Origin of the sequence: Marinobacter sp. (assembly GCF_965229985.1) — a bacterium.
Taxonomy (GTDB): domain Bacteria; phylum Pseudomonadota; class Gammaproteobacteria; order Pseudomonadales; family Oleiphilaceae; genus Marinobacter.
In genome coordinates, this window is record NZ_OZ245935.1 from 58,024 (window position 1) to 81,865 (window position 23,842).

At 55.7% G+C, this 23,842-nt stretch carries 21 protein-coding genes and 1 tRNA gene; 14 read left to right on the forward strand and 8 right to left on the reverse strand.

Annotated features, from left to right (window positions below; translation table 11 throughout):
* Positions 1–73 precede the first annotated feature (73 nt).
* From ACO06L_RS00270 to ACO06L_RS00310, 9 genes are all read left to right on the forward strand, one after another.
* Positions 74–2,677, forward strand: coding sequence for a TRAP transporter permease (locus tag ACO06L_RS00270; protein WP_202347293.1), 2,604 nt, complete (start codon positions 74–76; stop codon positions 2,675–2,677).
* 154 nt (positions 2,678–2,831) lie between these two features.
* Positions 2,832–4,757 (forward strand): threonine--tRNA ligase, encoded by a 1,926-nt coding sequence (thrS, locus tag ACO06L_RS00275; protein WP_064227372.1) that lies wholly within the window; start codon positions 2,832–2,834, stop codon positions 4,755–4,757.
* Positions 4,754–5,299: a translation initiation factor IF-3 gene (gene infC, locus ACO06L_RS00280; RefSeq protein WP_082905111.1), complete on the forward strand. Its 546-nt coding sequence runs from the start codon at positions 4,754–4,756 to the stop codon at positions 5,297–5,299. The genes thrS and infC overlap by 4 nt, the downstream gene beginning before the upstream one ends.
* Positions 5,300–5,394: 95 nt before the next feature.
* Entirely contained in the window at positions 5,395–5,586 is a 192-nt protein-coding gene (gene rpmI / locus ACO06L_RS00285; RefSeq protein ID WP_007151842.1) for a 50S ribosomal protein L35, read from the forward strand.
* Positions 5,587–5,636: 50 nt separating this feature from the next.
* The gene (gene rplT, locus ACO06L_RS00290) at positions 5,637–5,990 is read left to right on the forward strand and encodes a 50S ribosomal protein L20 (RefSeq protein WP_008170485.1); all 354 of its coding nucleotides are present in this window, start codon (positions 5,637–5,639) and stop codon (positions 5,988–5,990) included.
* 152 nt (positions 5,991–6,142) lie between these two features.
* Positions 6,143–7,141, forward strand: a complete 999-nt coding sequence (gene pheS, locus ACO06L_RS00295) for a phenylalanine--tRNA ligase subunit alpha (protein WP_202347294.1) — start codon at positions 6,143–6,145, stop codon at positions 7,139–7,141.
* A 60-nt stretch (positions 7,142–7,201) separates the two neighbouring features.
* Positions 7,202–9,574, forward strand: a complete 2,373-nt coding sequence (gene pheT / locus ACO06L_RS00300; protein WP_202347295.1) for a phenylalanine--tRNA ligase subunit beta — start codon at positions 7,202–7,204, stop codon at positions 9,572–9,574.
* Positions 9,575–9,577: 3 nt separating this feature from the next.
* Entirely contained in the window at positions 9,578–9,880 is a 303-nt protein-coding gene (ihfA, locus tag ACO06L_RS00305; protein WP_007151838.1) for an integration host factor subunit alpha, read from the forward strand.
* Entirely contained in the window at positions 9,861–10,226 is a 366-nt protein-coding gene (locus ACO06L_RS00310; protein WP_008170477.1) for a MerR family transcriptional regulator, read from the forward strand. Before ihfA ends, ACO06L_RS00310 begins: the two co-directional genes overlap by 20 nt.
* Before the next feature lie 69 nt (positions 10,227–10,295).
* On the opposite strand, the gene ACO06L_RS00315 is transcribed toward ACO06L_RS00310, so the two are convergent.
* Entirely contained in the window at positions 10,296–10,484 is a 189-nt protein-coding gene (locus tag ACO06L_RS00315) for a YgaP family membrane protein (RefSeq protein ID WP_064227376.1), read from the reverse strand.
* 128 nt (positions 10,485–10,612) lie between these two features.
* Between ACO06L_RS00315 and ACO06L_RS00320 the strand changes: the two genes are divergently transcribed.
* On the forward strand, positions 10,613–11,236 hold the full coding sequence (locus tag ACO06L_RS00320) for a Crp/Fnr family transcriptional regulator (protein WP_202347296.1): 624 nt from the start codon (positions 10,613–10,615) through the stop codon (positions 11,234–11,236).
* Positions 11,237–11,288: 52 nt separating this feature from the next.
* On the opposite strand, the gene ACO06L_RS00325 is transcribed toward ACO06L_RS00320, so the two are convergent.
* Positions 11,289–11,365 (reverse strand) — tRNA-Pro (locus tag ACO06L_RS00325).
* A 117-nt stretch (positions 11,366–11,482) separates the two neighbouring features.
* Positions 11,483–13,126: an FMN-binding glutamate synthase family protein gene (locus ACO06L_RS00330; RefSeq protein WP_202347375.1), complete on the reverse strand. Its 1,644-nt coding sequence runs from the start codon at positions 13,124–13,126 to the stop codon at positions 11,483–11,485.
* 260 nt (positions 13,127–13,386) lie between these two features.
* On the opposite strand from ACO06L_RS00330, the gene ACO06L_RS00335 reads away from it, so the two are divergent.
* On the forward strand, positions 13,387–14,979 hold the full coding sequence (locus ACO06L_RS00335; protein ID WP_202347376.1) for a BCCT family transporter: 1,593 nt from the start codon (positions 13,387–13,389) through the stop codon (positions 14,977–14,979).
* 61 nt (positions 14,980–15,040) lie between these two features.
* Here ACO06L_RS00335 and ACO06L_RS00340 read toward each other — a convergent pair whose 3' ends face one another.
* From ACO06L_RS00340 to ACO06L_RS00355, 4 genes are all read right to left on the reverse strand, one after another.
* Complete coding sequence (locus tag ACO06L_RS00340) at positions 15,041–15,988, reverse strand: alpha-L-glutamate ligase-like protein (protein ID WP_064227380.1); 948 nt, start codon at positions 15,986–15,988, stop codon at positions 15,041–15,043.
* A 1-nt stretch (position 15,989) separates the two neighbouring features.
* Positions 15,990–17,507: an inactive transglutaminase family protein gene (locus ACO06L_RS00345; RefSeq protein WP_202347377.1), complete on the reverse strand. Its 1,518-nt coding sequence runs from the start codon at positions 17,505–17,507 to the stop codon at positions 15,990–15,992.
* On the reverse strand, positions 17,504–18,301 hold the full coding sequence (locus ACO06L_RS00350; protein ID WP_064227382.1) for an ATP-dependent zinc protease: 798 nt from the start codon (positions 18,299–18,301) through the stop codon (positions 17,504–17,506). Before ACO06L_RS00350 ends, ACO06L_RS00345 begins: the two co-directional genes overlap by 4 nt.
* A gap of 146 nt (positions 18,302–18,447) precedes the next feature.
* A complete protein-coding gene (locus ACO06L_RS00355) occupies positions 18,448–18,837 on the reverse strand; it encodes a hypothetical protein (protein ID WP_064227383.1) in 390 nt (129 codons plus the stop codon).
* A 288-nt stretch (positions 18,838–19,125) separates the two neighbouring features.
* On the opposite strand from ACO06L_RS00355, the gene rmuC reads away from it, so the two are divergent.
* Positions 19,126–20,601: a DNA recombination protein RmuC gene (rmuC, locus tag ACO06L_RS00360; RefSeq protein WP_202347378.1), complete on the forward strand. Its 1,476-nt coding sequence runs from the start codon at positions 19,126–19,128 to the stop codon at positions 20,599–20,601.
* 5 nt (positions 20,602–20,606) lie between these two features.
* Positions 20,607–21,461, forward strand: coding sequence for a hypothetical protein (locus ACO06L_RS00365; RefSeq protein WP_202347379.1), 855 nt, complete (start codon positions 20,607–20,609; stop codon positions 21,459–21,461).
* A 1-nt stretch (position 21,462) separates the two neighbouring features.
* Here the strand turns inward: ACO06L_RS00365 and ACO06L_RS00370 are convergent, their stop codons facing one another.
* Positions 21,463–22,482 carry an AraC family transcriptional regulator gene (locus tag ACO06L_RS00370; protein WP_202347380.1) on the reverse strand — a complete coding sequence of 340 codons (1,020 nt, stop codon included), beginning with the start codon at positions 22,480–22,482 and terminating at the stop codon, positions 21,463–21,465.
* A gap of 195 nt (positions 22,483–22,677) precedes the next feature.
* Here ACO06L_RS00370 and ACO06L_RS00375 point away from each other — a divergent pair, with 195 nt between their 5' ends.
* Positions 22,678–23,799 (forward strand): CaiB/BaiF CoA transferase family protein, encoded by a 1,122-nt coding sequence (locus tag ACO06L_RS00375; RefSeq protein ID WP_202347441.1) that lies wholly within the window; start codon positions 22,678–22,680, stop codon positions 23,797–23,799.
* Positions 23,800–23,842: the final 43 nt, after the last annotated feature.

Genomic DNA, 23,842 nt, shown 5'->3' on the forward strand with positions numbered 1-23,842 from the left:
ACTCCGACACAGCGGGCCCCGGTCCGCTGTGTCGTCCTTTCAGAGAACCATCTTTTAAGTACGGGACTAATTTATGGCGACGAGCGATCCGGCAAACGGAGCTGGTGCTGGTGGTAGCAGTAATGTAGACCAGATCCTGCAGACTGAAACCGGGGGCAGGGCGACCAGCGGGTATGCCGCTGTCATTCTGTTTATCGTTCCCCTGGTGTGGTCGCTGTTTCAGCTCTGGATTGCGTCACCGCTCCCTTACATTTTCAACTTTGCCATCTTCAATTCCACGGAAGCGCGTTCTATCCATCTCGCGTTTGCGGTTTTCCTGGCGTTTTCCGCCTTCCCCATGATCAAGGGGCGGCACGTGAATGTCGTGCCCATCTACGACTGGATTCTGGCGCTTGTTGCGGCTTTTTGCGCCTCATACCTTTATGTTTTTTACGAAGAGTTGTCGACTCGCCCCGGCGCTCCGATCACCCAGGATCTGTGGGTTGCGCTTATCGGGCTCGTGCTGTTGCTTGAAGCGACCCGTCGCTCACTGGGTTTGCCACTGACCATCGTCGCTGCTGTCTTTATCACGTACTCGATTGCCGGCCCCTACATGCCGGATGTGATTGCCCATAAAGGCGTGAGTCTGAGCAAACTGGCGTCGCACCAGTGGCTGGGTACCGAGGGTGTGTTTGGCGTTGCACTCGGGGTTTCCACCAGCTTCGTCTTTCTGTTCGTGTTGTTTGGCGCGCTGCTTGAGAGAGCAGGCGCCGGTAATTACTTTATTAAAGTCGCCTATGCCATGTTGGGGCATATGCGTGGTGGTCCCGCCAAAGCTGCGGTGGTTTCCAGTGGTTTAAGCGGCGTTATTTCCGGTTCGTCTATTGCCAACGTCGTCACTACCGGCACGTTCACCATTCCGCTGATGAAGCGGGTTGGTTTTCCGGCTACCAAGGCCGGCGCAGTGGAAGTGGCCGCATCAACCAACGGCCAGCTGACACCTCCGATCATGGGCGCGGCCGCTTTCCTGATGGTCGAATATGTGGGTATCTCCTACCTGGAGGTCATCAAGCACGCCATCCTCCCTGCGATGATTTCCTATGTGGCACTGATTTATATCGTGCACCTTGAGGCCTGCAAGCTGAACATGCAGGGCATTGAGCGTCTCAACAAGCCGACTCTTGCCCAGCGGATGCTGAATTGGGTCGTTATCCTCATCGGCCTGAGTGTGCTGACCCTGGTGGTGTATTACGGGATCGGCTGGACGAAAACGCTTTTCGGTGAAGCGGCGATGTGGGTGTTGGCACCTTTGCTGGTGCTGATCTATATCGGCCTGGTTGGCTATGCCACCCGATTCCCGGAACTCGAGGAAGACGATCCGGATAAGGACATGGGCGAATTGCCGCCGGTTGGCCCAACTGTAAAGACTGGGCTTTACTTTCTTCTGCCCGTTGTAGTGCTGGTCTGGTGCCTTACTGTTGAGCGTTTCTCGCCACAGCTGTCGGCGTTCTGGGCCACGCTGTTCATGATTTTCATTGTTGTTACACAGCGACCGTTGAAGGCCTTTTTCTACAAGCACGGCAACTTCCTCACTGCGTTCAAGGATGGCGTGTTTGATCTTGCGCATTCGCTCGCCACCGGTGCCCGAAACATGGTGGGTATCGGCGTGGCAACTGCCACCGCCGGTATCGTGGTGGGTACGGTTACCCTGACCGGTATTGGCCTGGTGATGACCGAATTTGTCGAGTTCCTGTCTGGCGGCAACCTGCTGCTGATGCTGATCTTCACGGCCATTATCAGCCTGATCCTCGGCATGGGTTTGCCGACCACTGCCAACTACATCGTTGTGTCCACGCTGATGGCGCCGGTAATCGTCACTCTGGGCGCCCAGAATGGGCTGATCGTGCCGCTGATTGCGGTGCATCTGTTTGTGTTCTACTTTGGCATTCTGGCGGACGATACGCCGCCCGTGGGGTTGGCGGCTTATGCCGCCGCTGCCATATCCGGCGCCGATCCCATACGAACGGGTATCCAGGGCTTCACCTACGACATCCGTACGGCGATCCTCCCGTTCATGTTTATTTTCAATACCCAGTTGTTGCTCATTGGGTTGACCGGATGGTTTGACCTGCTGGTTACGATCTTCAGTGCAGTCACTGCGATGCTGGTCTTTTCCGCGGCCACGCAGGGGTTCTGGTTTACCAAGAGCTATAAGTGGGAATCACTGTTATTGCTGCTGATTACGTTCACCATGTTCCGGCCCGGCTTCTGGTGGGATATGGTTTACCCGCCCACGGCAGATCGGCCCGGCGCCGAGATCATGGAGTATGTTGAGGATGTGCCAGCAGACAAACCGATTGTCCTGAAGGCTTCCGGGATGACGATTGATGGCGACGAGGTGACCACCTATGTGCGGCTTGAGATTCCCGCTGGCGACACGCCCGAGCAACGACTGATGGACGCGGGGCTGGAGCTCAGCCCGGATGGCGAAAAGATGGCCGTCGACTTCGTCGGGTTCGGTAGCCCTGCAGAAGATGCCGGTATCCAGTTTGGCTGGACCATCGACGCGGTGCAGGTTGACCTCGAACGCCCGCCCAAGGAGCTGATGTTCATTCCCGCGCTGGCTCTCCTCGGGCTTCTGGCGTTTGGTCAGTTGCGTCGACGGGCCCGGGAGGAGGCCGCTGGCCAGCCAGCCTGATGTCAAGTCTGTGTCTGTGAAAACCCGGCATTAACCTGCCGGGTTTTTTTCTGTTAGACTTCCGCTCGAAACGGCCCGCGGTTTGTATCGCGCCGTGCCGTCACCATGTGGTCTCTGGTATAGATCACCGCTGAGTAACCAACAGGAGCCTTTCATGCCCGTCGTAACCCTGCCCGATGGTAGCCATCGCAGTTTTGCCGAACCCGTAACCGTTCATGATGTTGCCGCCGATATCGGCGCTGGCCTTGCCAAAGCCGCCCTTGCCGGGAAGGTGGATGGCCAGCTCGTGGACACCAGTTATCGCATCGAAAACGATGCCGAGCTGGCAATCGTCACGGAGCGTGATGAAGAGGGCGTTGATATCATTCGCCATTCTACGGCTCACTTGATGGCCATGGCTGTCCAGGAACTGTTTCCAGGGGCCCAGGTCACCATTGGCCCGGTCATCGACAATGGCTTCTACTACGACTTCAAGTACGACCGCCCGTTCACCAATGAGGATCTGGCGCGGATCGAGAAGCGGATGGAAGAGCTCTCCAAACAGGACTTGCCGGTTTCTCGCTCTGTCATGTCTCGCGATGAGGCGATCAAACTCTTCGAGGATATGGGCGAAGAATATAAGGTCCGTATCATTCAGGACATTCCGGGCGATGAGGACCTTTCGTTTTACAGCCAGGGCGATTTTATCGATCTGTGCCGCGGTCCCCACGTTCCGAGCACCGGCAAACTGAAAGCCTTCAAGCTGACCAAAGTAGCCGGAGCCTACTGGCGTGGTGACACCAGCAACGAGCAGCTTCAGCGCGTGTACGGAACCGCCTGGGGTAACAAGAAGGATCTCAAGGCCTATTTGCACCGTCTGGAGGAGGCCGAGAAGCGGGATCACCGCAAGGTCGGCAAGAAGCTTGGCTTGTTCCATATGCAGGAAGAAGCACCGGGCATGGTTTTCTGGCATCCGGATGGCTGGTCGCTGTATCAGGAAGTTGAGCAATACATGCGCCGCAAGCAGCAGGAGCATGGCTACAAAGAGATCAAGACACCACAGGTGGTGTCACGGACCCTGTGGGAGAAGTCAGGACACTGGGATAAGTTCAAGGACGACATGTTCACCACCGAGTCGGAGAAACACGACTACGCCATCAAGCCCATGAACTGTCCGTGCCACGTGCAGGTCTTCAATCAGGGGCTGAAAAGCTACAAGGACCTGCCTCTGAGACTGGCGGAATTCGGTTCCTGCCACCGGAATGAGGCTTCCGGGGCGCTGCATGGACTGATGCGGGTTCGTGGCTTCACCCAGGATGACGCCCATATTTTCTGTGAAGAAGACTCCATTCAGCAGGAAGTGTCGTCCTTTATCGGAATGCTGCACGAAATCTACACAGACTTCGGGTTTACCGAAATCCTGTACAAACTCTCAACCCGTCCAGAAAAACGGGTTGGCTCCGACGAGGTCTGGGACAAGGCGGAAGCCGCCCTGGAAGAGGCCCTGAATCGCGAGGGTGTAGACTGGGAATTGCTGCCAGGCGAAGGCGCCTTCTACGGCCCCAAGATCGAGTTCTCGCTGAAAGACTGTATCGGACGGGTATGGCAGTGTGGCACTATTCAGGTGGACTTTTCGATGCCGGGTCGTCTGGGTGCGCAGTATGTTGCCGACAATTCAGAGCGGAAGACCCCGGTTATGCTCCACCGGGCGGTATTGGGTTCCTTCGAACGTTTTATTGGTATTCTGATCGAGGAATACGAAGGTGCATTCCCGACTTGGCTCGCGCCGACTCAGGTGGCGATCCTCAATATTACCGATAATCAGCGTGATTATTGTCAGAATCTGGCGAAAAAGTGGGATTCTTTGGGCTATAGGGTTAATGCTGACTTGAGAAACGAGAAGATCGGCTTTAAAATCCGCGAGCATACTCTTAACAAGGTTCCCTACCTTGTCGTTGTCGGTGACAAAGAAGTCGACAACAACGCCGTTGCGGTGAGAACCCGCAAGGGCGAAGATTTGGGAACTTTATCGCTTGAAGCGTTTGAGCAACTCTTAAGTGAAGATGTTGAACGCAAGGGCAAAACAAAGACGGAGATCTGATTATTAAACAGCGAACGAATCGGGGTGGGCGTACTCCTAAAGCGCCTATCAATGAGAATATTGACGCAACTGAAGTCCGCCTGATCGATGCCGAAGGCAACCAGGTCGGAATTGTGCCAATTGAGGACGCTCTGAAGCAGGCCGAAGAGGCCACCCTTGATCTGGTGCAGGTTACGGATTCCGATCCGATCGTCTGTAAGATAATGGACTACGGCAAGAAGATCTTCGAAGAGAAGAAAGCGAAGGCGGCTGCCAAGAAAAAGCAGAAGCAGACGCAGGTCAAAGAGCTTAAGTTCCGTCCAGGAACTGAAGAAGGGGATTATCAGGTCAAACTACGCAACCTGATACGTTTCCTTGAAAACGGGGACCGCGGCAAAATCACGATCCGCTTCCGTGGCCGTGAGATGGCACACCAGGAAATTGGTATGCAGCTCATGCAGCGCATTGAAGCAGACGTGGAAGAGCTTGCCCAGGTTGAGATGCGGCCGAAAATGGAAGGCCGGCAGATGACCATGGTAGTGGCGCCCCGCAAGAAGAAGTGAACCTGATCGGGTGCTTGTCCCCCGCGCATGCGGGGGATTTGTCGTTCAGGGGCACGTCATTGTTTATTTAAAAATAGAATGCGGAGTTTTAAAAAATGCCTAAGATGAAAACCAAAAGCGGAGCCACCAAGCGGTTCAAGAAAACCGCCACCGGCTTCAAGCACAAGCAGTCCTTCACCAGTCACATCCTGACCAAGAAGAGCCCGAAGCGTAAGCGTCAGCTGCGCGGCACCAAGCTCATCGCCAAGTCGGATGTTGCATCTATCAAGCGTATGACCGCGTGCTGATCCAGCCGCGAGTATCATTCCTTAGAAAGTACAGGTAGAAGGATTAAAGTATGGCTCGTGTAAAACGTGGTGTGGTCGCACGCCGTCGTCACAAAAAGATTCTCAATCAGGCCAAAGGTTACTACGGCGCTCGTAGCCGGGTATTCCGTGTAGCCAAGCAAGCGGTTATCAAGGCTGGTCAGTACGCTTACCGTGACCGTCGTAACCGCAAGCGTGCTTTCCGCGCTCTGTGGATTGCCCGTATCAATGCTGGTGCCCGCGCTAACGGTCTGTCTTACAGCCGTCTGATCGCTGGTCTGAAAAAGGCTAACGTTGAAATCGATCGTAAGGTTCTGGCCGATCTGGCTATGAACGAGCAGCAGGCGTTTGCCGCTGTTGTTGAGAAGGCCAAAGCGTCCCTGTGATTGCTTAGCTCTTTCATCGATTGCTGATCGATACGGGCGTCTCATGATTTCATGATGGCGCCTCCTGATAGGGGAAGGGCACGCTCTTCCCCTATTTTTGTTTTTGCAGTTACGTTTTTAAGCACTTCCATTTCTGGTTTGGAGCAGGGTCAATGGAAAACCTGGAGCAACTGGTTCAGGACGGTCTGGCAGCAGTTGATAGCGCCGACAGCCTGCAGGCACTCGATCAAATTCGTGTTGAGTATCTTGGCAAGAAGGGTGTTATTACCCAGCAGGCGAAAACACTGGGCAAGCTGTCTGCTGAGGAGCGCCCTGCCGCCGGCCAGAAGATCAATGAAGCCAAAGGGCAGGTAGAGCAGGCCATCAATGCCCGGCGAAATGATCTGGAACGTGCCGCCATCGAACAGAAGCTTGCCAGCGAATCCGTTGATGTGACTTTGCCGGGTCGAGGCCAGGACCTGGGTGGTTTGCACCCGGTTACCCGCACCCTGCAGCGAATCGAACATTTCTTTGCGCGCGCCGGGTACACCGTGGAGCAGGGGCCCGAGATCGAAGATGACTATCACAACTTCGAGGCCCTGAATATTCCTGGCCACCATCCCGCCCGCGCGATGCACGACACGTTTTATTTCAACCCGGGCACACTGCTGAGAACCCACACCTCACCAGTACAGATTCGCACCATGGAGGCAGGCAAGCCGCCCTTCCGAATGATCTGCCCTGGTCGCGTGTACCGATGTGATTCGGATATGACCCACACCCCCATGTTCCATCAGGTGGAAGGGCTTCTGGTCGAGAAAAATGTCAGTTTTGCCGACCTTAAAAGCACCGTTGAGGAATTCCTGCGGGTGTTTTTCGAGCGGGACCTTCAGGTCCGTTTCCGGCCATCGTATTTCCCCTTCACCGAGCCCTCTGCCGAAGTGGATATCGAATGGGGACGGGAAGCTGATGGCAGCATCAAGTGGCTCGAGGTTATGGGCTGCGGAATGGTGCATCCGAAAGTGTTTGAATACTGCGGAATCGATGCCGAGGAATACCGTGGCTTTGCATTCGGTCTTGGTGTAGAGCGCCTGGCCATGCTTCGTTATGGCGTGAACGATCTGCGTATGTTCTTCGAGAACGATCTGCGCTTCCTGCGACAGTTTCGCTAACACGCAAGATCAAGGCATCCAACCAAACAGGCAAAACCGCATCAGGACAAGGCAATAACCATGAAATTCAGTGAACAGTGGCTGCGCGAGTGGGTCAATCCACAAATCGATACCCAGGAATTAATGGACCAGATCACCATGGCAGGTCTGGAAGTGGACGGTTTCGAGCCGGTGGCCGGTCAATTCAGCGGCGTGGTCGTTGGAGAGGTTCAGTCAGTAGGGCCACATCCTGACGCAGACAAGCTGCGGGTTTGCCAGGTCAGTGATGGTGCCTCCGAGGTTCAGGTGGTCTGTGGCGCTCCCAATGTTCGCGAAGGTATGAAGGTTCCTTTTGCCGTGGTGGGTGCGGTTCTGCCGGGTGATTTCAAAATCAAGAAGGCCAAACTTCGCGGTCAGCCCTCCGAGGGGATGCTTTGTTCCGAATCAGAGCTTGGGCTCTCGGACAATCACGATGGCCTGATGGAGCTCCCGGCGGACGCACCGGTGGGGCAGGACGTGGCCGATTACCTGAAGCTGAACGACGTCACTATTGATGTGGATCTGACTCCGAATCGCGCCGACTGCCTGTCTATCAAGGGTATCGCCCGTGAAGTGGGCGTCCTGAACAGCATGCTGGTCAACAGCCCAGTAATCGAGCCCGTGGAATCGGTGCACTCTGAAGTGCCTGATATCCGGGTGGAAGCGCCGGCAGGGTGCCCGAGGTATCTTGGCCGTATTCTCCGGAATGTGAACCTGCAGGCGGAGTCGCCTCTGTGGATGCAGGAAAAGCTTCGCCGTTCAGGTATTCGTTCCATTGATGCCGCCGTGGATGTCACCAATTACGTCATGCTGGAGCTTGGCCAGCCCATGCACGCCTTCGATCGTGATGAAATTCAGGGCGGGATCATTGTCCGGATGGCGCGAATTGGTGAAAAGCTGGTTCTGCTGGATGGTCAAGAGGTCGAACTCACCCAGGGAACGCTGGTGATCGCGGATCATGAGAAGCCGATCGCCATCGCCGGTGTCATGGGCGGTGAGCATTCCGGAGTCAGTCCGAAAACACGGGATCTGGTGCTTGAATCGGCCTACTTCGATCCGATTACGCTGGCGGGTAAGGCCCGTCACTATGGACTGCATACAGACGCATCGCACCGGTTCGAGCGGGGCGTTGACTACAAGTTGGCGCGCGATGCCATGGAGCGGGCCACCCGGTTGCTGATGGACATCGTTGGTGGTGAACCTGGCGAAATCGTCGAAGTTGCCAGCGATGAGGATATTCCCGAGGATCGGGTTGTTGACCTGCGAGCCCGCCGACTTAACGATGTTCTGGGCATGGAAATTGATCGCACTACCGTCGAGGAAATCCTGACCCGTCTCGGTCTACGGGTGGAAAAGCTCCTGAAAGACGGCTGGCGGGTCAGTGTGCCCAGCTTCCGCCCGGATATCTCTATTGAAGAAGACCTGATCGAAGAAGTCGGTCGAATTTATGGTTACAACAATCTGCCCGTAACCGAGCCCACGGGCTCTCTCGGTCTGCGACCTGAGCAGGAGGCTGTTCGCCCTGTATCGGCCATCCGCAACTTCTTTGTGGATCATGGATACCAGGAGGCGGTGACCTACAGCTTTGTTGATCCGAAGGTTCAGCAACTGGTGGATCCCGATCGTCAGGGCATCGCGTTGGCCAATCCGATTTCCTCGGATCTGTCGGTGATGCGTACCAGCCTGTGGAGCGGCCTGCTGAAAACCGTGGCCTACAACCAGAATCGTCAGCAGCCCCGCATACGACTGTTCGAAACCGGTCTGCGCTTCCTTCAGGAGGGCGAGCGGATTGATCAGCAACCGATGCTGGCCGGTGTGGTGGTTGGCAGCCAGTATCCAGAAAACTGGGCAAACGGTCGCAGAACCGCGGATTTCTTTGATGTAAAAGGGGATCTGGAGAGTCTGTTCAGGTTGCTGGGCATTGAGATTCAATTTATTGGCAACAAGCACCCTGCGTTGCATCCAGGACAGACTGCGGAACTGATGCGTGACGGCGAGCACGTGGGCTGGTTGGGGACTCTACACCCACAAGTTCAGAAAAATCTTGAACTTAATGGCACGATCCTGATGTTTGAGCTATTCTTGAATTCAATCGTTACCGGATATGTGCCTAATTTCAAAGAAATTTCAAAATTCCCGGAAGTTCGTCGGGATTTGGCTATTATTATCGGAAGCGAGGTAGCGTTCGCCGATGTGGAGCGTGTAGCGAGAAAGCATGCCGGCGGGCAGCTGACAGCGTTGCGTGCGTTCGATGTCTATGAGGGCGAGAGTCTGGGTGAGGGTAACCGAAGCCTGGCTCTGAGTCTGTTCTGGCAGCACCCCGAACGTACATTGAACGAGGATGAAGTGCATTCGCTCTTCAACGGTGTGATCGACGCATTGAAAGAAGAGCTGGGGGCAACACTGAGGAGTTGAGAGATGGCGGCTTTGACGAAAGCGGAAATGGCGGAGCGGTTGTACGAGGAGTTGGGTCTGAACAAACGCGAAGCCAAGGAAATGGTGGAAGCTTTTTTCGATGAGATCAGAGGCGCTCTCAGCCATAACGAGCAGGTGAAGCTGTCGGGTTTCGGTAACTTCGATCTGCGGGACAAGAAGCAGCGGCCGGGACGGAACCCGAAAACCGGTGAAGAGATTCCAATCAGTGCACGGCGTGTCGTTACGTTTCGCCCGGGACAAAAACTAAAGCAAAAAGTAGAAGCGTATGCTGGAACCCAGTCATAACAACGAACTTCCCACAATTCCGGGGAAGCGTTATTTCACCATAGGTGAGGTAGCGGAACTGTGTGCTGTGAAAGCACACGTACTGCGGTATTGGGAACAGGAGTTTCCGCAGCTGTCGCCGGTGAAGCGTCGGGGCAACCGTCGGTATTATCAACGGGCGGACGTCATTACCATTCGCCAGATTCGTAGCCTTCTGTATGACCAGGGCTACACAATCGGTGGCGCGAAGCAGAAGCTGAGCAGTCACGAGGTGAAAGACGATACCTCCCAGTACAAGCAGCTGATCCGGCAGATGATTACAGAGCTGGAAGAGGTGCTCGAGGTGCTCAACGCGCCGGTCAAATAGTGCTTCCGAAGCTTTGAAGAAAAACCGGGATAGCGAGGAAGCTGCCCCGGTTTTTTTATGCCTGCACGGTTACTGCTTCTTGCATGTCTTGATTCCCAGCAAAGAGTAGGCAGGGCAGTTGCCTACCAAGGCAGTTGCCAGAGGCACTATGCCAATCCAGCCCCAGGCTGTTTGCGGGCCCACAAATACGAGTGCCAGCAGTACAATGCCGACAATGGCGCGAATGATACGGTCTGCAGATCCCATATTGATGCTCATGATCCTTTCTCCTTGCTTGATATGCGATGACAGTACGGACTTTAGCCCCTGTTCGCTGACGGTTCAGTGATAAAGTCACACAGGCCTGGCCGCCCGGTAGGCTAATCTAACGACCTATGGAAAAGCCGATGTTGCAACACAGCATTCTTGAAACATTGCCTGAGCCTCTTCGCAGAGAAGTCCTGAGCGGCCTGCAGCCTCTTCACTTCGAGCATGGAAGGATTCTCTTCCGGGCCGGGGATCCCTGTCAGGGACTCCCTCTGGTACTGAATGGAAGCGTTAAGGTCCAGATGACCGGCTTGTCCGGTCACAGCATCGTGCTATATCGGATGGGGGCTGATGACATTTGCACATTGTCTATCGGCTGTCTGATGACAGGCGATGGCTTTCGCGCAGAAGCAGTGGTTGAGGATGATGCCGAGGTGTTTATGATGCCCAGGGGGCTGTTTGACCGGCTGATGGATCAGTCTGCTGATTTCAGGCTTGGCATTATGGAATCCTACGGACGCCGCTTGAATGACCTGATGTTACTGGTGGAAGAGGTCGCGTTCAGGCGCATGGATGAGCGGCTGTTTCAGTGGCTCGAGGCCAGGGTCAGGCAGGGAATAATCACGATTACCCATCAGGAACTTGCCGTGGAGTTGGGAACCGCCAGGGAAGTGGTTAGCCGGCTGCTGAAAGAGTTTGAACGCAAAGGCATGCTGCGGCTCGCCCGGGGAAAGATCGAATTCACAGGTTCGTTTCCCCGGTAAGCCCGGAAAACAAAAAGCCCGGACCTTTCTGTCCGGGCTTTTTGTCGGAATCTGGTCGGGACGGTAGGATTTGAACCTACGACCCCTTGCACCCCATGCAAGTGCGCTACCAAGCTGCGCTACGCCCCGATTCGCTCTCTGCCACCGGAAGAAACTTGGGAGTATTCTCAGTGGCTTAGCGGGAGCGAAGTCTACACGAGCCTTTGGAAAAAATAAACATCCGATGACGATTTTGATGCCTGTTTTTTAGCGTAGCTTGGTCTCCCGGAGTTTAAGGATAAATTCGGGTGGTTCGAAGGTGTCCGACCGAGCGAATTCCCAGTATTTATCGAAGATCGTCAGTCCGGTTTTCCCCTCAAGCAGGGCACCCGGTTCCAGGAAAGGGAACAGGTCCATGTAGGAGTGTACCTCTGTTTTCGAAACCCGCCGTACGATGTGCTCGGGGCCAAGTTCGGATGGGTGTCTCAGGCCTGAGGCCTCAAGCAGGTTCTGCAGGGCATCAAGGGTATTCTTATGGTAGTTGTACACCCTCTGACTCTTGTGCTCCACGTCCAGCTTGTTGCCGCGCCGGGGGTCCTGGGTGGCCACACCGCTGGGGCATCGCCCGGTATGGCAATTGAGCGCCTGTATGCAGCCCAGTGCAAACATATAGCCCCGGGCGGCGTTGCACCAGTCGGCGCCGAGGGCCAAGGTTCGGGCAATATTGAAGGCCGAGGTAATCTTGCCTGCGGCTCCAATGGCGATGTCTTCCCGAAGGTTTGTGCCAACAAGGGTGTTGTGAACCAGTAAAAGCGCTTCCGTCATCGGCATGCCCAGCCGGTTGATAAACTCCAGCGGTGCAGCCCCAGTGCCGCCTTCGCCTCCATCAACGACTATAAAATCAGGTTTTCGCCCGGTTTCCAGCATGGCTTTGACGATGGCGAACCATTCCCAGGGGTGACCAATGGCGAGTTTGAAGCCTACAGGTTTGCCGCCAGACAATTCTCGCAGCCGGTCAATGAATTCCAGCATCTCTACAGGAGTTGAGAAAGCCGAATGGCTGGCAGGAGAAACACAGTCTTCGCCCACAGAAACACCACGAGCTTCGGCGATCTCAGGCGTCACCTTGGCGCCTGGCAAAATCCCGCCATGACCGGGTTTGGCGCCCTGGGATAGTTTGAGTTCTATCATTTTGACCTGATCAAGTGTGGCATTCTGCCGAAACATGTCCCCGTTGAAAGAACCATCTTTGTGGCGGCAGCCGAAATACCCGGAACCTATCTCCCAGACCAGATCTCCCCCGGGCTGACGGTGATAACGGGATATGGAGCCTTCGCCGGTATCGTGATAAAAGCCGCCCATCCTGGCGCCAGTGTTAAGGCTGAGAATGGCGTTGGCTGAGAGTGAGCCGAAACTCATGGCGGAGATGTTGAACACGCTTGCGTTGTAGGGCTGGTCGCAATTTCTGCCGATCAGAATCCGGAAGTCGCTGCCGCTCAGCCGAGTGGGAGCGAGCGAGTGGTTCATCCACTCGAATCCTTCCTCATACATGCCGAGTTGGGAGCCGAAAGGGCGTTTGTCGAGGACATTCTTCGCGCGCTGATACACGATCGTGCGCTGTTCCCGTGAGAAGGGGCGCTCTTCAGTGTCTGACTGGATGAAATATTGCCGGATTTCAGGCCCGACTGATTCGAGCAGGTACCGGAAGTTGGCCATGATGGGATAATTTCGACTCACCGTGTGCTTCCGCTGCAGCAGATCGTAGGTGCCCAGGGCCGCGAAAGCACCGAAAATCAGTGGAAAGACATAACCCGCATTCAGAGCCAGGGCCAGTCCAAGCGAGACAAGAAAGCCGACAATGCTGAGCACATAGGCAGTATAGCGAAGCGGGAAGGTCTTTGTTTTTTCCATGGAATCCTCTGGTTGTCTCCCAAAACCGGCTCGACCGGCAAGGTGATTAAAGAAGAGTTTAGTCGTACGACGCGGGATTCCGCCTCGATTGGTCCGGACTTTGGCTGGTCCGTTGTCGATCATGGTCTATGATAATTATCAAGGCGGCTAAAATAATCGTAGTTTTGATGTTTTGAACTCAAAACATTATGATAACGCGCTTGTAATGTTTGAACTCCGATTCTGAATAAACGACTTATCAACCCAGGAGGCGCCATAACGTGGGCGAGGTAGTGAAAGACGAATATTCGACGGACTACGTGGCTGGCCAGGACAATATCACACCGTTCGGGCTGGATCTTCACGCACCGGTATTTCCGATTACGGCGATACTGGTTGTTGCGTTCGTGATAGGAACCCTGATGTTCCCCGGGCAGGCCAAAGAGCTGCTTGATGGAGCGAAATGGGACATTATTGCGACCTTTGACTGGTTTTTCCTGATCAGTGCCAACATCTTCGTAGTGGTGTGTTTGGCCTTGATCTTCCTGCCAATGGGTAAGATCCGTATTGGCGGCCAGGACTGCAAACCTGAATTCTCTACGATTTCCTGGTTCTGCATGCTGTTCGCGGCTGGCATGGGTATTGGTCTCATGTTCTGGGCCGTTGCCGAGCCGGTGGCCTACTACACAGGGTGGTATGAGACACCACTCAACGTAGAGGCGGGCACGAATGAAGCCCGCAATCTTGCGATGGGCGCGACGATGTACCACTGGGGCCTGCACCCCTGGGGCATCTATGCCATCGTTGCGCTGTCCCTGGCATTCTTTGCCTTCAATAAAAACATGCCGCTAACCATTCGCTCCGCCTTTTTCCCTTTGCTTCGAGATAAAGTGTGGGGCTGGCCTGGACACATTATTGATGTTCTGGCGGTTGTAGCCACCATTTTTGGCCTTGCCACATCTCTCGGTTTCGGCGCTCAGCAAGCGGCTTCCGGCCTGAACTATCTGTTTGATGTTGGCGCTGGAACGAATATTCAAATGGCGATCATCGTTGGCGTTACAGCGCTTGCGTTGATCTCAGTGCTCAGGGGCCTCGATGGCGGCGTGAAAGTCCTGAGTAACATCAACATGGGCGTTGCAGCCATTCTGCTGTTGTTCGTTATTTTCGCTGGTCCAACCATGACCATTCTTGAAACCCTGTGGGTTACTTCTTCCAACTATGTTGGCAATGCTTTGCAGCTCAGTAATCCGTTTGGTCGTGAAGACGAAGCCTGGTTCCAGGGCTGGACTGTGTTCTACTGGGCATGGTGGATTTCCTGGTCACCGTTCGTTGGCATGTTCATCGCGCGCGTGTCCAAGGGACGCACAGTTCGAGAATTTGTTACCGCAGTGTTGATTGTTCCGACTGTGATCACGATCGTGTGGATGAGTGCTTTCGGTGGTGCCGCTATCGAACAGATCCAGCAAGGCATTGGTGAGTTGGCTGAGAACGGTCTGACTGAAGTTTCCCTTGCGACGTTCCAGATGTTTGCGAACCTGCCGCTGACCGGAATCCTGTCATTCGTCGGTATCGTTCTGGTTCTGGTGTTCTTCGTGACTTCCTCGGATTCGGGCTCGCTGGTAATCGACAGCATCACTGCCGGTGGCAAGACCGACGCACCGACCGCTCAGCGTGTGTTCTGGGTTGTTGCTGAGGGTGCCATTGCTGCTGCCCTGATCTTTGGCGGCGGTGAAGATGCACTTGGCGCGATTCAGGCAACCGCAATCAGTGCCGGTCTGCCGTTTACGGTGGTTCTCCTGGTCATGACCTGGGGTCTGCTGAAGGGGCTCAGTCACGAGCGTCAACTACTGATCGCACGGGGCGAGCTCACGTAAAATTGATCTGAAAATAAAAAACCGGGGCTTCGGCCCCGGTTTTTTTGTGCCTGGTAAGAACTCAGGAACTGGCGAACGTTTCCATGGCAAAACGTGAGCGCTCCGACGGCGTAAAGTGTGGCCGTTTAAGCGCTTCAATGGCCCGGAGTCGGGGCAGCAGGCCGCGACCATTTGCCATCTGGATTGCCAGCCCGGGTCGGGCGTTCAATTCCAGCAGCAGTGGCCCTTCGTTGGCATCCACCACCAGATCGACTCCCATGTAGCCAAGGCCGGTCGCCTCGTAGCACCGTGAGGCCATTTCCAGCATCTCGTCCCAGGCTTCAATCTGGATGTTCTCCAGTGCCAGGCCAGTGTCGGGGTGCAGGGTAATCGGGCGGTTAAACTGAACCGCATTCAGGCCTCTTCCAGAGCCGATGTCCAGGCCAACACCCACGGCGCCCTGATGGAGGTTTGCCTTACCGTCAGATGCGGTTGTGGCCAGTCTCAGCATGGCCATCACGGGGTAACCCTGGAAGACGATAATCCGGATGTCGGGCACACCCTGATGGGAATACTTTGCCAGTGATGGCGCAGACTCCACCAGGTTTTCCACGATCGCCACGTCCGGCGTGCCGGCGAGTGAGTAGAGCCCGGCCAGAATGTTGGTCAGATGACGTTCCAGGAATGGGGAATCGACGCGCGAACCGGACGCCTTGATGTATTCATCGCCATCCCGACCGGTAATGACGGTAATGCCCTTGCCGCCGGAGCCTTTCGCCGGTTTGATGGCAAAACCGGCCAGATCCTCTGCCATTTCCCGGAAGTGCGATATTTCATGCTGCTGGCGAACAACCTGAAGCAGTTTCGGGGTGTTTACGCCGTACTCGGCAACCACCAGTTTGGTCTTCAGTTTGTTGTCGACCAGAGGGTAGGATGACCGCTCATTGTACCGGGCAATGTAGTCTACATTGCGCCGGTTCATATTCAGCATTCCCAGTCTCTTGAGTGATCGCGGCGATATCCAGTCCATGTCAGTCGTACGCCTTCATTGGCGTGAAGCGCCTCAGCTCGCTGAGCTTGTAGCCGGTGTACTGACCCATCAACAGGATCAAGCCGAGGATTACGAGGTGCAGCTCCGGGAAGTTGAAGGTGAGATGGCCGGCCAATGGTGCGCTCATCAGCAAATAGGCGCAGATGGCCACAAACAGACTCCCGGCGCCCTGGACCATGACCTCGTGCGCACCCTCTTCCTCCCAGAGGATGGACATACGCTCGATGGTCCAGGCAATGATCACCATCGGGAAGAAGGTCACCGTCATACCGGTGTTGAATCCCATCTGATAGCCGATGATGCTCAGGCCCGCAGTAATAAAAATAACCAGGATGATCAGAGCGGAAATTCGTGATACCAGCAACAGGTTGAGACTGGAAAGGTAGCCGCGCATAAGCAGACCAATGGATACGACCGAGAGGAAGGCTATCAATCCCGGCACCAGTGTCGTCTGGACGAACGCCACCGCGATCAACACGGGCATGAAGGTGCCAGAGGTGCGAATACCGATGACAATTCGCATGAAAGCGACCATCAGTGCCCCCAATGGCAGCAAGAGCAGCATGCGGAACATGCTTTGTTCTTCTATGGGCAACTCATAAAAGCTCAGGAAACCGAGGCCGTTGGAGGCGGACTCCATGGTTGCCAGCTGAAGGGCGGGAACCGTTTGTCTGAGCATTGAGAAGCTCACTTCTGAGTTTTCGCCACCCACCACATCAAGCAATGAGGCCGCGCCCTGGCGCCAAAGCAGGAGATTGTCAGGCACGCCCTGTTCGGCCGTTTTGGGGTTGAAGGTGAGCCAACGTTCGCCGTTGTAGATTTGCAGATAGGGCATCAGCTGCTGCCGACGGCGAGCATCCTCGAGCCTCAGTCCATCCGCTATTCTGGCGGCAATACCGCTGTGGTTGAGCATGTCGACCAGAAGGTCCAGGTAGTTCTCTTCCGAGACCAGCAGGGTTGTGTTCTGGGTCCGTGTATCTGGCTGCATAAGCCGGATCAGTTCACGGGTCATGCTTTCCGGGGTGCTTGAGCGAGCCTTTGCCTGGTCCAGAATTTCCTGCACGGCGGTTGCTTCGGGCTCTTCCCAAAAAGTCCTCGGTGTTCTGGGTTCACGGGCCGGGATCTCCGGCTGGGCGTTGGGATCCGGAATAAACTGAGCTTTGAAGTACAGGGTTTGTGGCCCGGAGACTTCACGCTTGCTCCACTCCGCCCGGCGACTGCCGGAGCTGTCGATGATGGAAAAGCCGTAGCCAGGTGACGCCGCCTGTTCGGTCAGGATCCGGAAACCCGGGGGCTGCTCGGGGATATTGAGGCTGGCAAGCACGGATCCGTCGCCTGCGTCAAAATCAATCCTTGCCTCGACCATCCAGACAGGTCGCTGCTCACCTGTCAGCCAGGGGATGCCAAGCTCAACGTGCCGCCAGACGGCGAGGGAGATGCCTGCGGCGATCAGGAGAAAAACGGCGATGTAAAAGGGCAGGCGCGAGCGGGTGGTCACGATTCGTTCCCGTTGTTGTTACGGATGGATTCGGGCAACTCGGTTGCGTACTCCTTGCCGACATCGACCAGCATCACGTCACGCAGAATATTGCGGCCGATAAGAACTTCGTAAGTGAGGTTGGTTCTGTCCGCAAGTGTAAACTCCGCGACCTGTTGGTGGTCGCCAATAAAAAACTGAAGCTCGACGACGACACGGCGCTCTGCTTCGTCAGCGCTGGCCTGGATGACGCGAACCCGGCGGGAGATCTCTTTTTCAAGAGTTACGAACTTGTCGGCACCGGGAACAGGTACATCAAACCGCACCCAGTTGTTGCCGTCCCGCTCAAACCGAGTAATGTTACGTGCGTCTATGGAGGAGGTTTCGGCACCGCTGTCAATTCGAGCCTTGTAAATCAGGCCGGGGCCTGCGAGGTAGAAGTTTTCGACCTCGCCGACAATGACTTTGCCCTTGAGTCGATCTGCACGGCCTTTCGAATCGTCTATCGTGGGGCATTGCTTCTGGGCCTGCACCGGCGGGCACTCGGGTTTTTCCACCTGGGTTGCAATCGCGTCCAGTATGGTCTGCGTCGATGAGCGGTTCTGGGCGATGGCTTGCTCGTGCCTGACTGCTGCGTTGTTTTCCATGGTAACGAGCGTCGCACGCTGACTCTTGATGGAACCCTGGAGTTCATTCAGATCAGTTTTGGGAACCATCAAATAGCGGTCTGCCGAGCATCCCGTCAGCAGAAGAATGCCTGCAAGTGCGGTGACGGTAAGCTTAGGCAGTCCAGCCCGATACCATTTAAAACCCATGAAGAACCCCTGAGCTGGCAGCCTGTCACGCCCGATTTCGGGCTACCGTGACGGTCTGTGCGTGTGAAACCGAATTAATACGGAACGGGAGTATACAACATCCAACCTGTGTGGTTGATTTACAGATGGTTAAGGGGCGGTAGTGTTTACCGTGACAGAAAATTCCCTTCACCAAGAACGGTCTCAGCGCGCAGGTATTCCTGGATAACCGGCGAGCAATTGAGGTAGAACAGCAGCAGCTCGCGCTGTACATCCTGGTCCTGAATTCGAGCAGCAAAACTGATCAGTTCCCGGATTTCCTCGTCACTTTCAGATTTGCTGGAGGGCATCCCGAAACTCTTGCCATAACGGGCTTTTAGCAGATTGGTAAGACGCTCGAGGTGAAACTCGCCCGTGTGAGTGATGTGTGGCAGGATTCTGAATCCTTCCTTGCTACCGGTCGAGCGGGTGCCGAACAAGCCTGCCTGGCTGTCCTGGCCGGAGCAGTCATTGTGCAGAAACTCCGCCTCCAGTTTTCGCCACAGTTCTTTCAGCATGATCTGTTATCCGTTTCTGATCTGGTTCGAACCCGACATGCGGTTAACAAAGGGTAATAACCACTTGGCGAGTGAACATTTTACCCTTTTAGACGATATTACGTTTGCCGTCCAGAGACAGATGCCCGGGCTTTAAAATATTGCCAAACAGTCGAGGTCCTTATCGGCGGTGCCAATCAGATTGACGGCGCACCGGGCAAAAGGTTCCTTTCGTGGGGTAGACTGTTCTGCAACAGATAAATACTGGCTGTTCAATCAAACACAGAACCTCAACAGGAGTAGTACCAGGTGCCTGAAGCCATCACAGAACTGATCTTGTCCCGACCTGATCTGGTGGCGGGATTGATGGTTGTATTAATACTTCTGGTAATTCTGAAAGGGCTTTGGGGTAGGAATAGTCGGCTTGAGCAGGACGTCGAGCATTGGCGTCAGCACGCCGCAAGCCTCGAGAACAGGCTGGCCGGGCTTGATTCGGACCTGGAGAGCCGGAAGGAGCGCCTGGCGCAGCTGGAAAGTGAGCGTCAGAGCCTGCAGGCAAAGGCGGATGAGCTTTCCGGGGCGCTGGGCGAGGCCCGTGTTTCGCTCCGGGAGCAGGAAGTGACGATTGATAAGGAGCGCCGATCCGCCAATGAAAAGCTGGAGCTGCTGGAGCGCAACCGGGATGCCCTGAAGCAGGAATTCGAGAATCTTGCCAACAAGATTTTCGATCAGAAGAGCGAGCGTTTCAGCCAGCAGACCCGCACCAGCCTTGATACCCTGCTCAATCCATTCAGGGACCAGTTGCAGGACTTCCGCAAACGGGTTGAGGACGTGTATACCACCGAAACCCGTGACCGTCAGGCGCTCCGTAGTGAGATCAAGTCACTGCAGGACCTGAACCGTCAAATCACCGAGGAAGCATCCAATCTGACCCGGGCGCTGAAGGGTGACAAGAAGATTCAGGGCAACTGGGGCGAGCTGATACTCGAGCGGGTACTGGAGAAGTCCGGTCTGCGTAAGGGGGTGGAATACGACACCCAGGGCAGCTATCGCGACAGCGACAACCAGCTCTATCGGCCGGATGTCATTGTCCATCTGCCGGACAGCCGCAACCTGATTATCGATTCCAAGGTCTCACTGGTGGCCTACCAGCAGTGGGTGACGGAAGACGAAGATTCCGGGGTTAAAGAGGAGGCTCTCAAGCAACACGTTGAGGCCGTGAGAAATCACATCCGCACTCTCAGCGAAAAGGATTACAGCCAGCTCCACGGCCTCCATTCCCCGGATTTCGTGCTACTGTTCATGCCGATTGAACCTGCTTTTGTGGCAGCATTTCAGCAGGACGAGAACCTTTTCGCAGAAGCCTTTGAGCGAAAGATTATTGTGGTAACTCCAACTACGCTACTGGCAACACTGCGAACCATTGAGAACATCTGGCGGTACGAGCGGCAGAGCCAGAACGCCCGGCAAATCGCTGAGCGGGCTGGTGCCGTCTATGACAAACTCAGGGTGTTTGTGGAGGCAATGGAACGTCTGGGCACACAGTTGCATACCGCCCAGGGAACCTATGATTCGGCCATGAACACTCTGACCCGTGGGCGCGGCAACCTGATCTCCCAGGCGAATCGTTTTGTAGAGTTGGGTGTTCGGGTGAAAAAGGAATTGCCGAAGGGGATAATGGATCAAGCTGAAGTGGACGCCACTGAGGATTTCGAGCATTCCGGGGACAACGACCTGCCTGATTCAGAGGAACAGGCGATTGGTGCAGATAACGAGCAGGAGTAGATGCCATGGCAGTATTAGTTGGAACAGGTCGCTGTTTTGCCCTGGGAGTCGTGCTGGCTTCCGCGCTCCTGGCAGGACCCGCGTTGGCGCTGGCGCCCGAGCACGAAACCCGCAGATTGATGTTGGCTACCGAGGAGGCAGTTGTTGCCGAGAACTGGGGCGAGGCTGCCGAGTATCTGAACCGCTTGCAGCAACTGGAAGGGGAAAAACCAGAGGATTACTTCTTTTACCGGGGCCGGGTGATGTTGCAGTCTTCCCACCTGAACGAAGCCCAGTCTGCTCTTGAAACCTATGTGAGCCGCGCCGGCGCTGAGGGTGCCCATTATCAGGAATCGTTGCAGCTCATCACCTCTATTGAAAAGACCAGAAAGCAGAACGCCCTGGCGCCCCAGGCAGCCGGTGAAAGTGAACAGGTTGCGGTCATTGAGCCTGCGGGTGAAGGCCGTGTTGAGTCCTTGCGCAAGCTATATCTGGCAGATTCAGATCGTGAGGCGTTGACCCTTCATATCAACAGTCTGCTCGAATTGGCTGGCTGGCGCCGTGATCAGGCGGTAGTGCGGCTCGACCGACCGGCGGATGTGGAATATCGCATTGGAACCCAGGGAGACGAGATACAGATTCAGGAAATCAATCGCGCCGAGGACGGCCGGATACTACGAAGCACGGAGCCGATGTCGGTGTTTGGCATTAACCCTAGGGTTGAATGGCGTTGCGAGGCGGCTGTTTCAACCTGCTGGGTCTACGATCCCAGGGACGGTTCCCGCCTGCTCCAGCTGGCCGCCAATCGGGAGCGGGCCCAGGAAATCGCCGAGACGCTCGGGCAACTGATCCGTGCGCTCCAGGTACCGTCGGGGTCCTGAATCAGTCGGAGGGGGCGCCACGCTCGCCTTCCCGATATGCACCGGGCGTTACGCCCGTCCACTTCTTGAAGGCCCGGTGGAAGGTTGATGGCTCGGTGAAACCGACCTTGGCGGCGATGTCGTTAATGGGAAGTTCCTGTCGGCTCAGGTAGTAAATTGCCATATCCCGCCGCAACAGATCCTTGATTTCCTGGAACGAGGTATTCTCCTGTTTCAGCCGGCGCCGCAGTGTTTGCGGGCTGGTGTGCAGTTCCGCAGCAATCCATTCAAAATCCGGCAACGGCTTTGATAAATCCCTTCCGATCAGGGCCCGGATGCGCCCCGTGAATGTATTGCTCTCGTCTGGGCGGGACAGCAAGTCTGCCGGGGAGGTCTTCAGGAACTGTCGCATCTCCGGCTTGTCCCGAATCACTGGTGCAGACAGGAAGCGTTTATCGAAGGTGAGAGCGATTTTGTCGGACTCGAACGCCAGGGGGCAGTGAAAAATGTGTCGGTATTCGTCGCCGTGGGCCGGCCGGGGGTAATCGAATTCGGCCTTCTCCAGCTCGATGGGTTGGCCGATCAGCCAACTACCCAGGCGGTGCCATATCACCAGAATGCTCTCCCGCAGGAAAAAACTGGGGTCGTTGATCTCGCCCTCCATTCGGGCGACCAGCTGAGCCTTGTCCTCGCCAATCTCGAGTTCCATCGACACCATCGGCTCAAACAGGCGGGAGAACTGGAAGGCCTGCCGGTAGACCGATTCCAGGTTGGGGCAGTCAATCACCAGCGCGCACATGGTGGCAAAAGTCCCTGTTCGGGCCTTTCTGGGCCCCAGCCCCATGAATTCATCCCCCATCCGGTTCCAGAGCACCTGCATCAGATGACTGAACTGGTCACTGCTGACCCGGGCCATCTCGATACGTAACAGATCGGGAGAGATTCCTGCCTCCCGGAGCATTTCGCGGGTATCAAAACCAAGTCTCTCGGCACCCACAAGGGCAGCCTGAACAAAGTGCTTCGAAACCGTCAGATCGGACATTACGCTCGCCATTCCATAAAAACGAAACCCATCATAAAACCCCGGCAGAACAATGCAACCGAAGCCGTTCGGTCGGGCTGGTAGAAACGGCCAATCGGAATGACGGAACCGGCAGTTGGCCCCATTGGCAAAACCGGGCAGCATGAAGGAAGCGAACGCTACTCGGACAACTCTGACAATAAAAAGGAGATCATCATGGCGGGTCCTTTGACTTCGCTGAAAGTTCTGGATTTCAGTACCTTGTTGCCCGGCCCCTACGCCACCATGCTGCTGGCAGACATGGGGGCAGATGTATTGCGTGTGGAAGCACCGGACAGAGTGGATCTGACCCGGGTTATGCCGCCCCACGATGCCGGCGTGAGCGCCGCCCACGGTTTTCTGAACCGCGGTAAGAAGTCTCTCGGGCTCAACCTCAAAGAGCAGGGGAGCCGGGAGAAAGTTCTGGAGCTGGTCAAAGCCTACGATGTTGTTGTTGAGCAGTTTCGCCCTGGGGTGATGGACCGCCTTGGTATTGGCTATGAGGCCCTGAAGGCCGTAAACCCTCGCCTCATCTACTGCTCAATTACTGGTTATGGCCAGACCGGCCCCTACAAAGACCGCGCAGGCCACGATATCAACTACCTCTCCCTGGCGGGCGTCAGCAGCCACTGTGGCCGAGCCGACAGCGGCCCGCCACCGATGGGTATCCAGATTGCTGATGTTGCTGGCGGTTCGCACCATGCCGTTATGGGCATACTGGCTGCGGTGATCCACCGGCAGCAGACCGGCGAAGGGCAGTTCGTAGATATCAGCATGACCGACGCAGCCTTTGCGCTGAACGCCATGGCCGGGGCAGCCTGCCTGGCCGGTGGCCAGGAGCAGAAGCCAGAGAGCGCGTTGCTCAATGGCGGCTCCTTCTACGACTACTACCAGACCAGCGATGGCCGCTGGCTCTCGGTGGGCAGCCTCGAACCCCAGTTCTCTGCTCGTCTTTGCGACACCCTGGGGATTCCGGACATGAAAAGCCTGGCCATGAGCCAGAAGCCCGAGCATCAGCAGCAACTCAAAGCCGCGATAAAGGAAAAAATTGCCGCGAAGCCGCTGGCCGATTGGCAGGAGGTTTTTGCCGATCAGGATGCCTGCGTGGAGCCGGTTCTGACCATTTCGGAGGCCGCCGAGCACCCCCAGCTGAAGGCCAGAGACATGGTGGTTGGCGTTGACAGGGGAGACGGCACTCAACAACCGCAGATCGGGTTCCCGATCAAGTTCGAAAAAACGCCATCGGAAACGTCCCGGATCGGGAAAATGCTTGGGGCTGATAACGATCAGTTTCTTTAGAAGAAAATAACGTGAATAAGTGTTCAGTTTTATCTGGCTGAAA

Excerpts from the sequence above, each read along its gene's own strand:
- ACO06L_RS00340 (WP_064227380.1), bottom strand. The coding sequence starts at position 15,988 with ATGGACTGGATATCGCCGCGATCACTCAAGAGACTGGGAATGCTGAAT.
- ACO06L_RS00315 (WP_064227376.1), bottom strand. The coding sequence starts at position 10,484 with ATGAGCATCAATATGGGATCTGCAGACCGTATCATTCGCGCCATTGTC.
- thrS (WP_064227372.1), top strand. The coding sequence starts at position 2,832 with ATGCCCGTCGTAACCCTGCCCGATGGTAGCCATCGCAGTTTTGCCGAA.
- ACO06L_RS00355 (WP_064227383.1), bottom strand. The coding sequence starts at position 18,837 with ATGCTGAAAGAACTGTGGCGAAAACTGGAGGCGGAGTTTCTGCACAAT.
- pheT (WP_202347295.1), top strand. The coding sequence starts at position 7,202 with ATGAAATTCAGTGAACAGTGGCTGCGCGAGTGGGTCAATCCACAAATC.
- rplT (WP_008170485.1), top strand. The coding sequence starts at position 5,637 with ATGGCTCGTGTAAAACGTGGTGTGGTCGCACGCCGTCGTCACAAAAAG.
- rpmI (WP_007151842.1), top strand. The coding sequence starts at position 5,395 with ATGCCTAAGATGAAAACCAAAAGCGGAGCCACCAAGCGGTTCAAGAAA.
- pheS (WP_202347294.1), top strand. The coding sequence starts at position 6,143 with ATGGAAAACCTGGAGCAACTGGTTCAGGACGGTCTGGCAGCAGTTGAT.
- ACO06L_RS00365 (WP_202347379.1), top strand. The coding sequence starts at position 20,607 with ATGGCAGTATTAGTTGGAACAGGTCGCTGTTTTGCCCTGGGAGTCGTG.
- ACO06L_RS00320 (WP_202347296.1), top strand. The coding sequence starts at position 10,613 with ATGTTGCAACACAGCATTCTTGAAACATTGCCTGAGCCTCTTCGCAGA.
- ihfA (WP_007151838.1), top strand. The coding sequence starts at position 9,578 with ATGGCGGCTTTGACGAAAGCGGAAATGGCGGAGCGGTTGTACGAGGAG.
- ACO06L_RS00375 (WP_202347441.1), top strand. The coding sequence starts at position 22,678 with ATGGCGGGTCCTTTGACTTCGCTGAAAGTTCTGGATTTCAGTACCTTG.
- ACO06L_RS00330 (WP_202347375.1), bottom strand. The coding sequence starts at position 13,126 with ATGGAAAAAACAAAGACCTTCCCGCTTCGCTATACTGCCTATGTGCTC.
- ACO06L_RS00270 (WP_202347293.1), top strand. The coding sequence starts at position 74 with ATGGCGACGAGCGATCCGGCAAACGGAGCTGGTGCTGGTGGTAGCAGT.
- ACO06L_RS00350 (WP_064227382.1), bottom strand. The coding sequence starts at position 18,301 with ATGGGTTTTAAATGGTATCGGGCTGGACTGCCTAAGCTTACCGTCACC.
- ACO06L_RS00310 (WP_008170477.1), top strand. The coding sequence starts at position 9,861 with ATGCTGGAACCCAGTCATAACAACGAACTTCCCACAATTCCGGGGAAG.
- ACO06L_RS00370 (WP_202347380.1), bottom strand. The coding sequence starts at position 22,482 with ATGTCCGATCTGACGGTTTCGAAGCACTTTGTTCAGGCTGCCCTTGTG.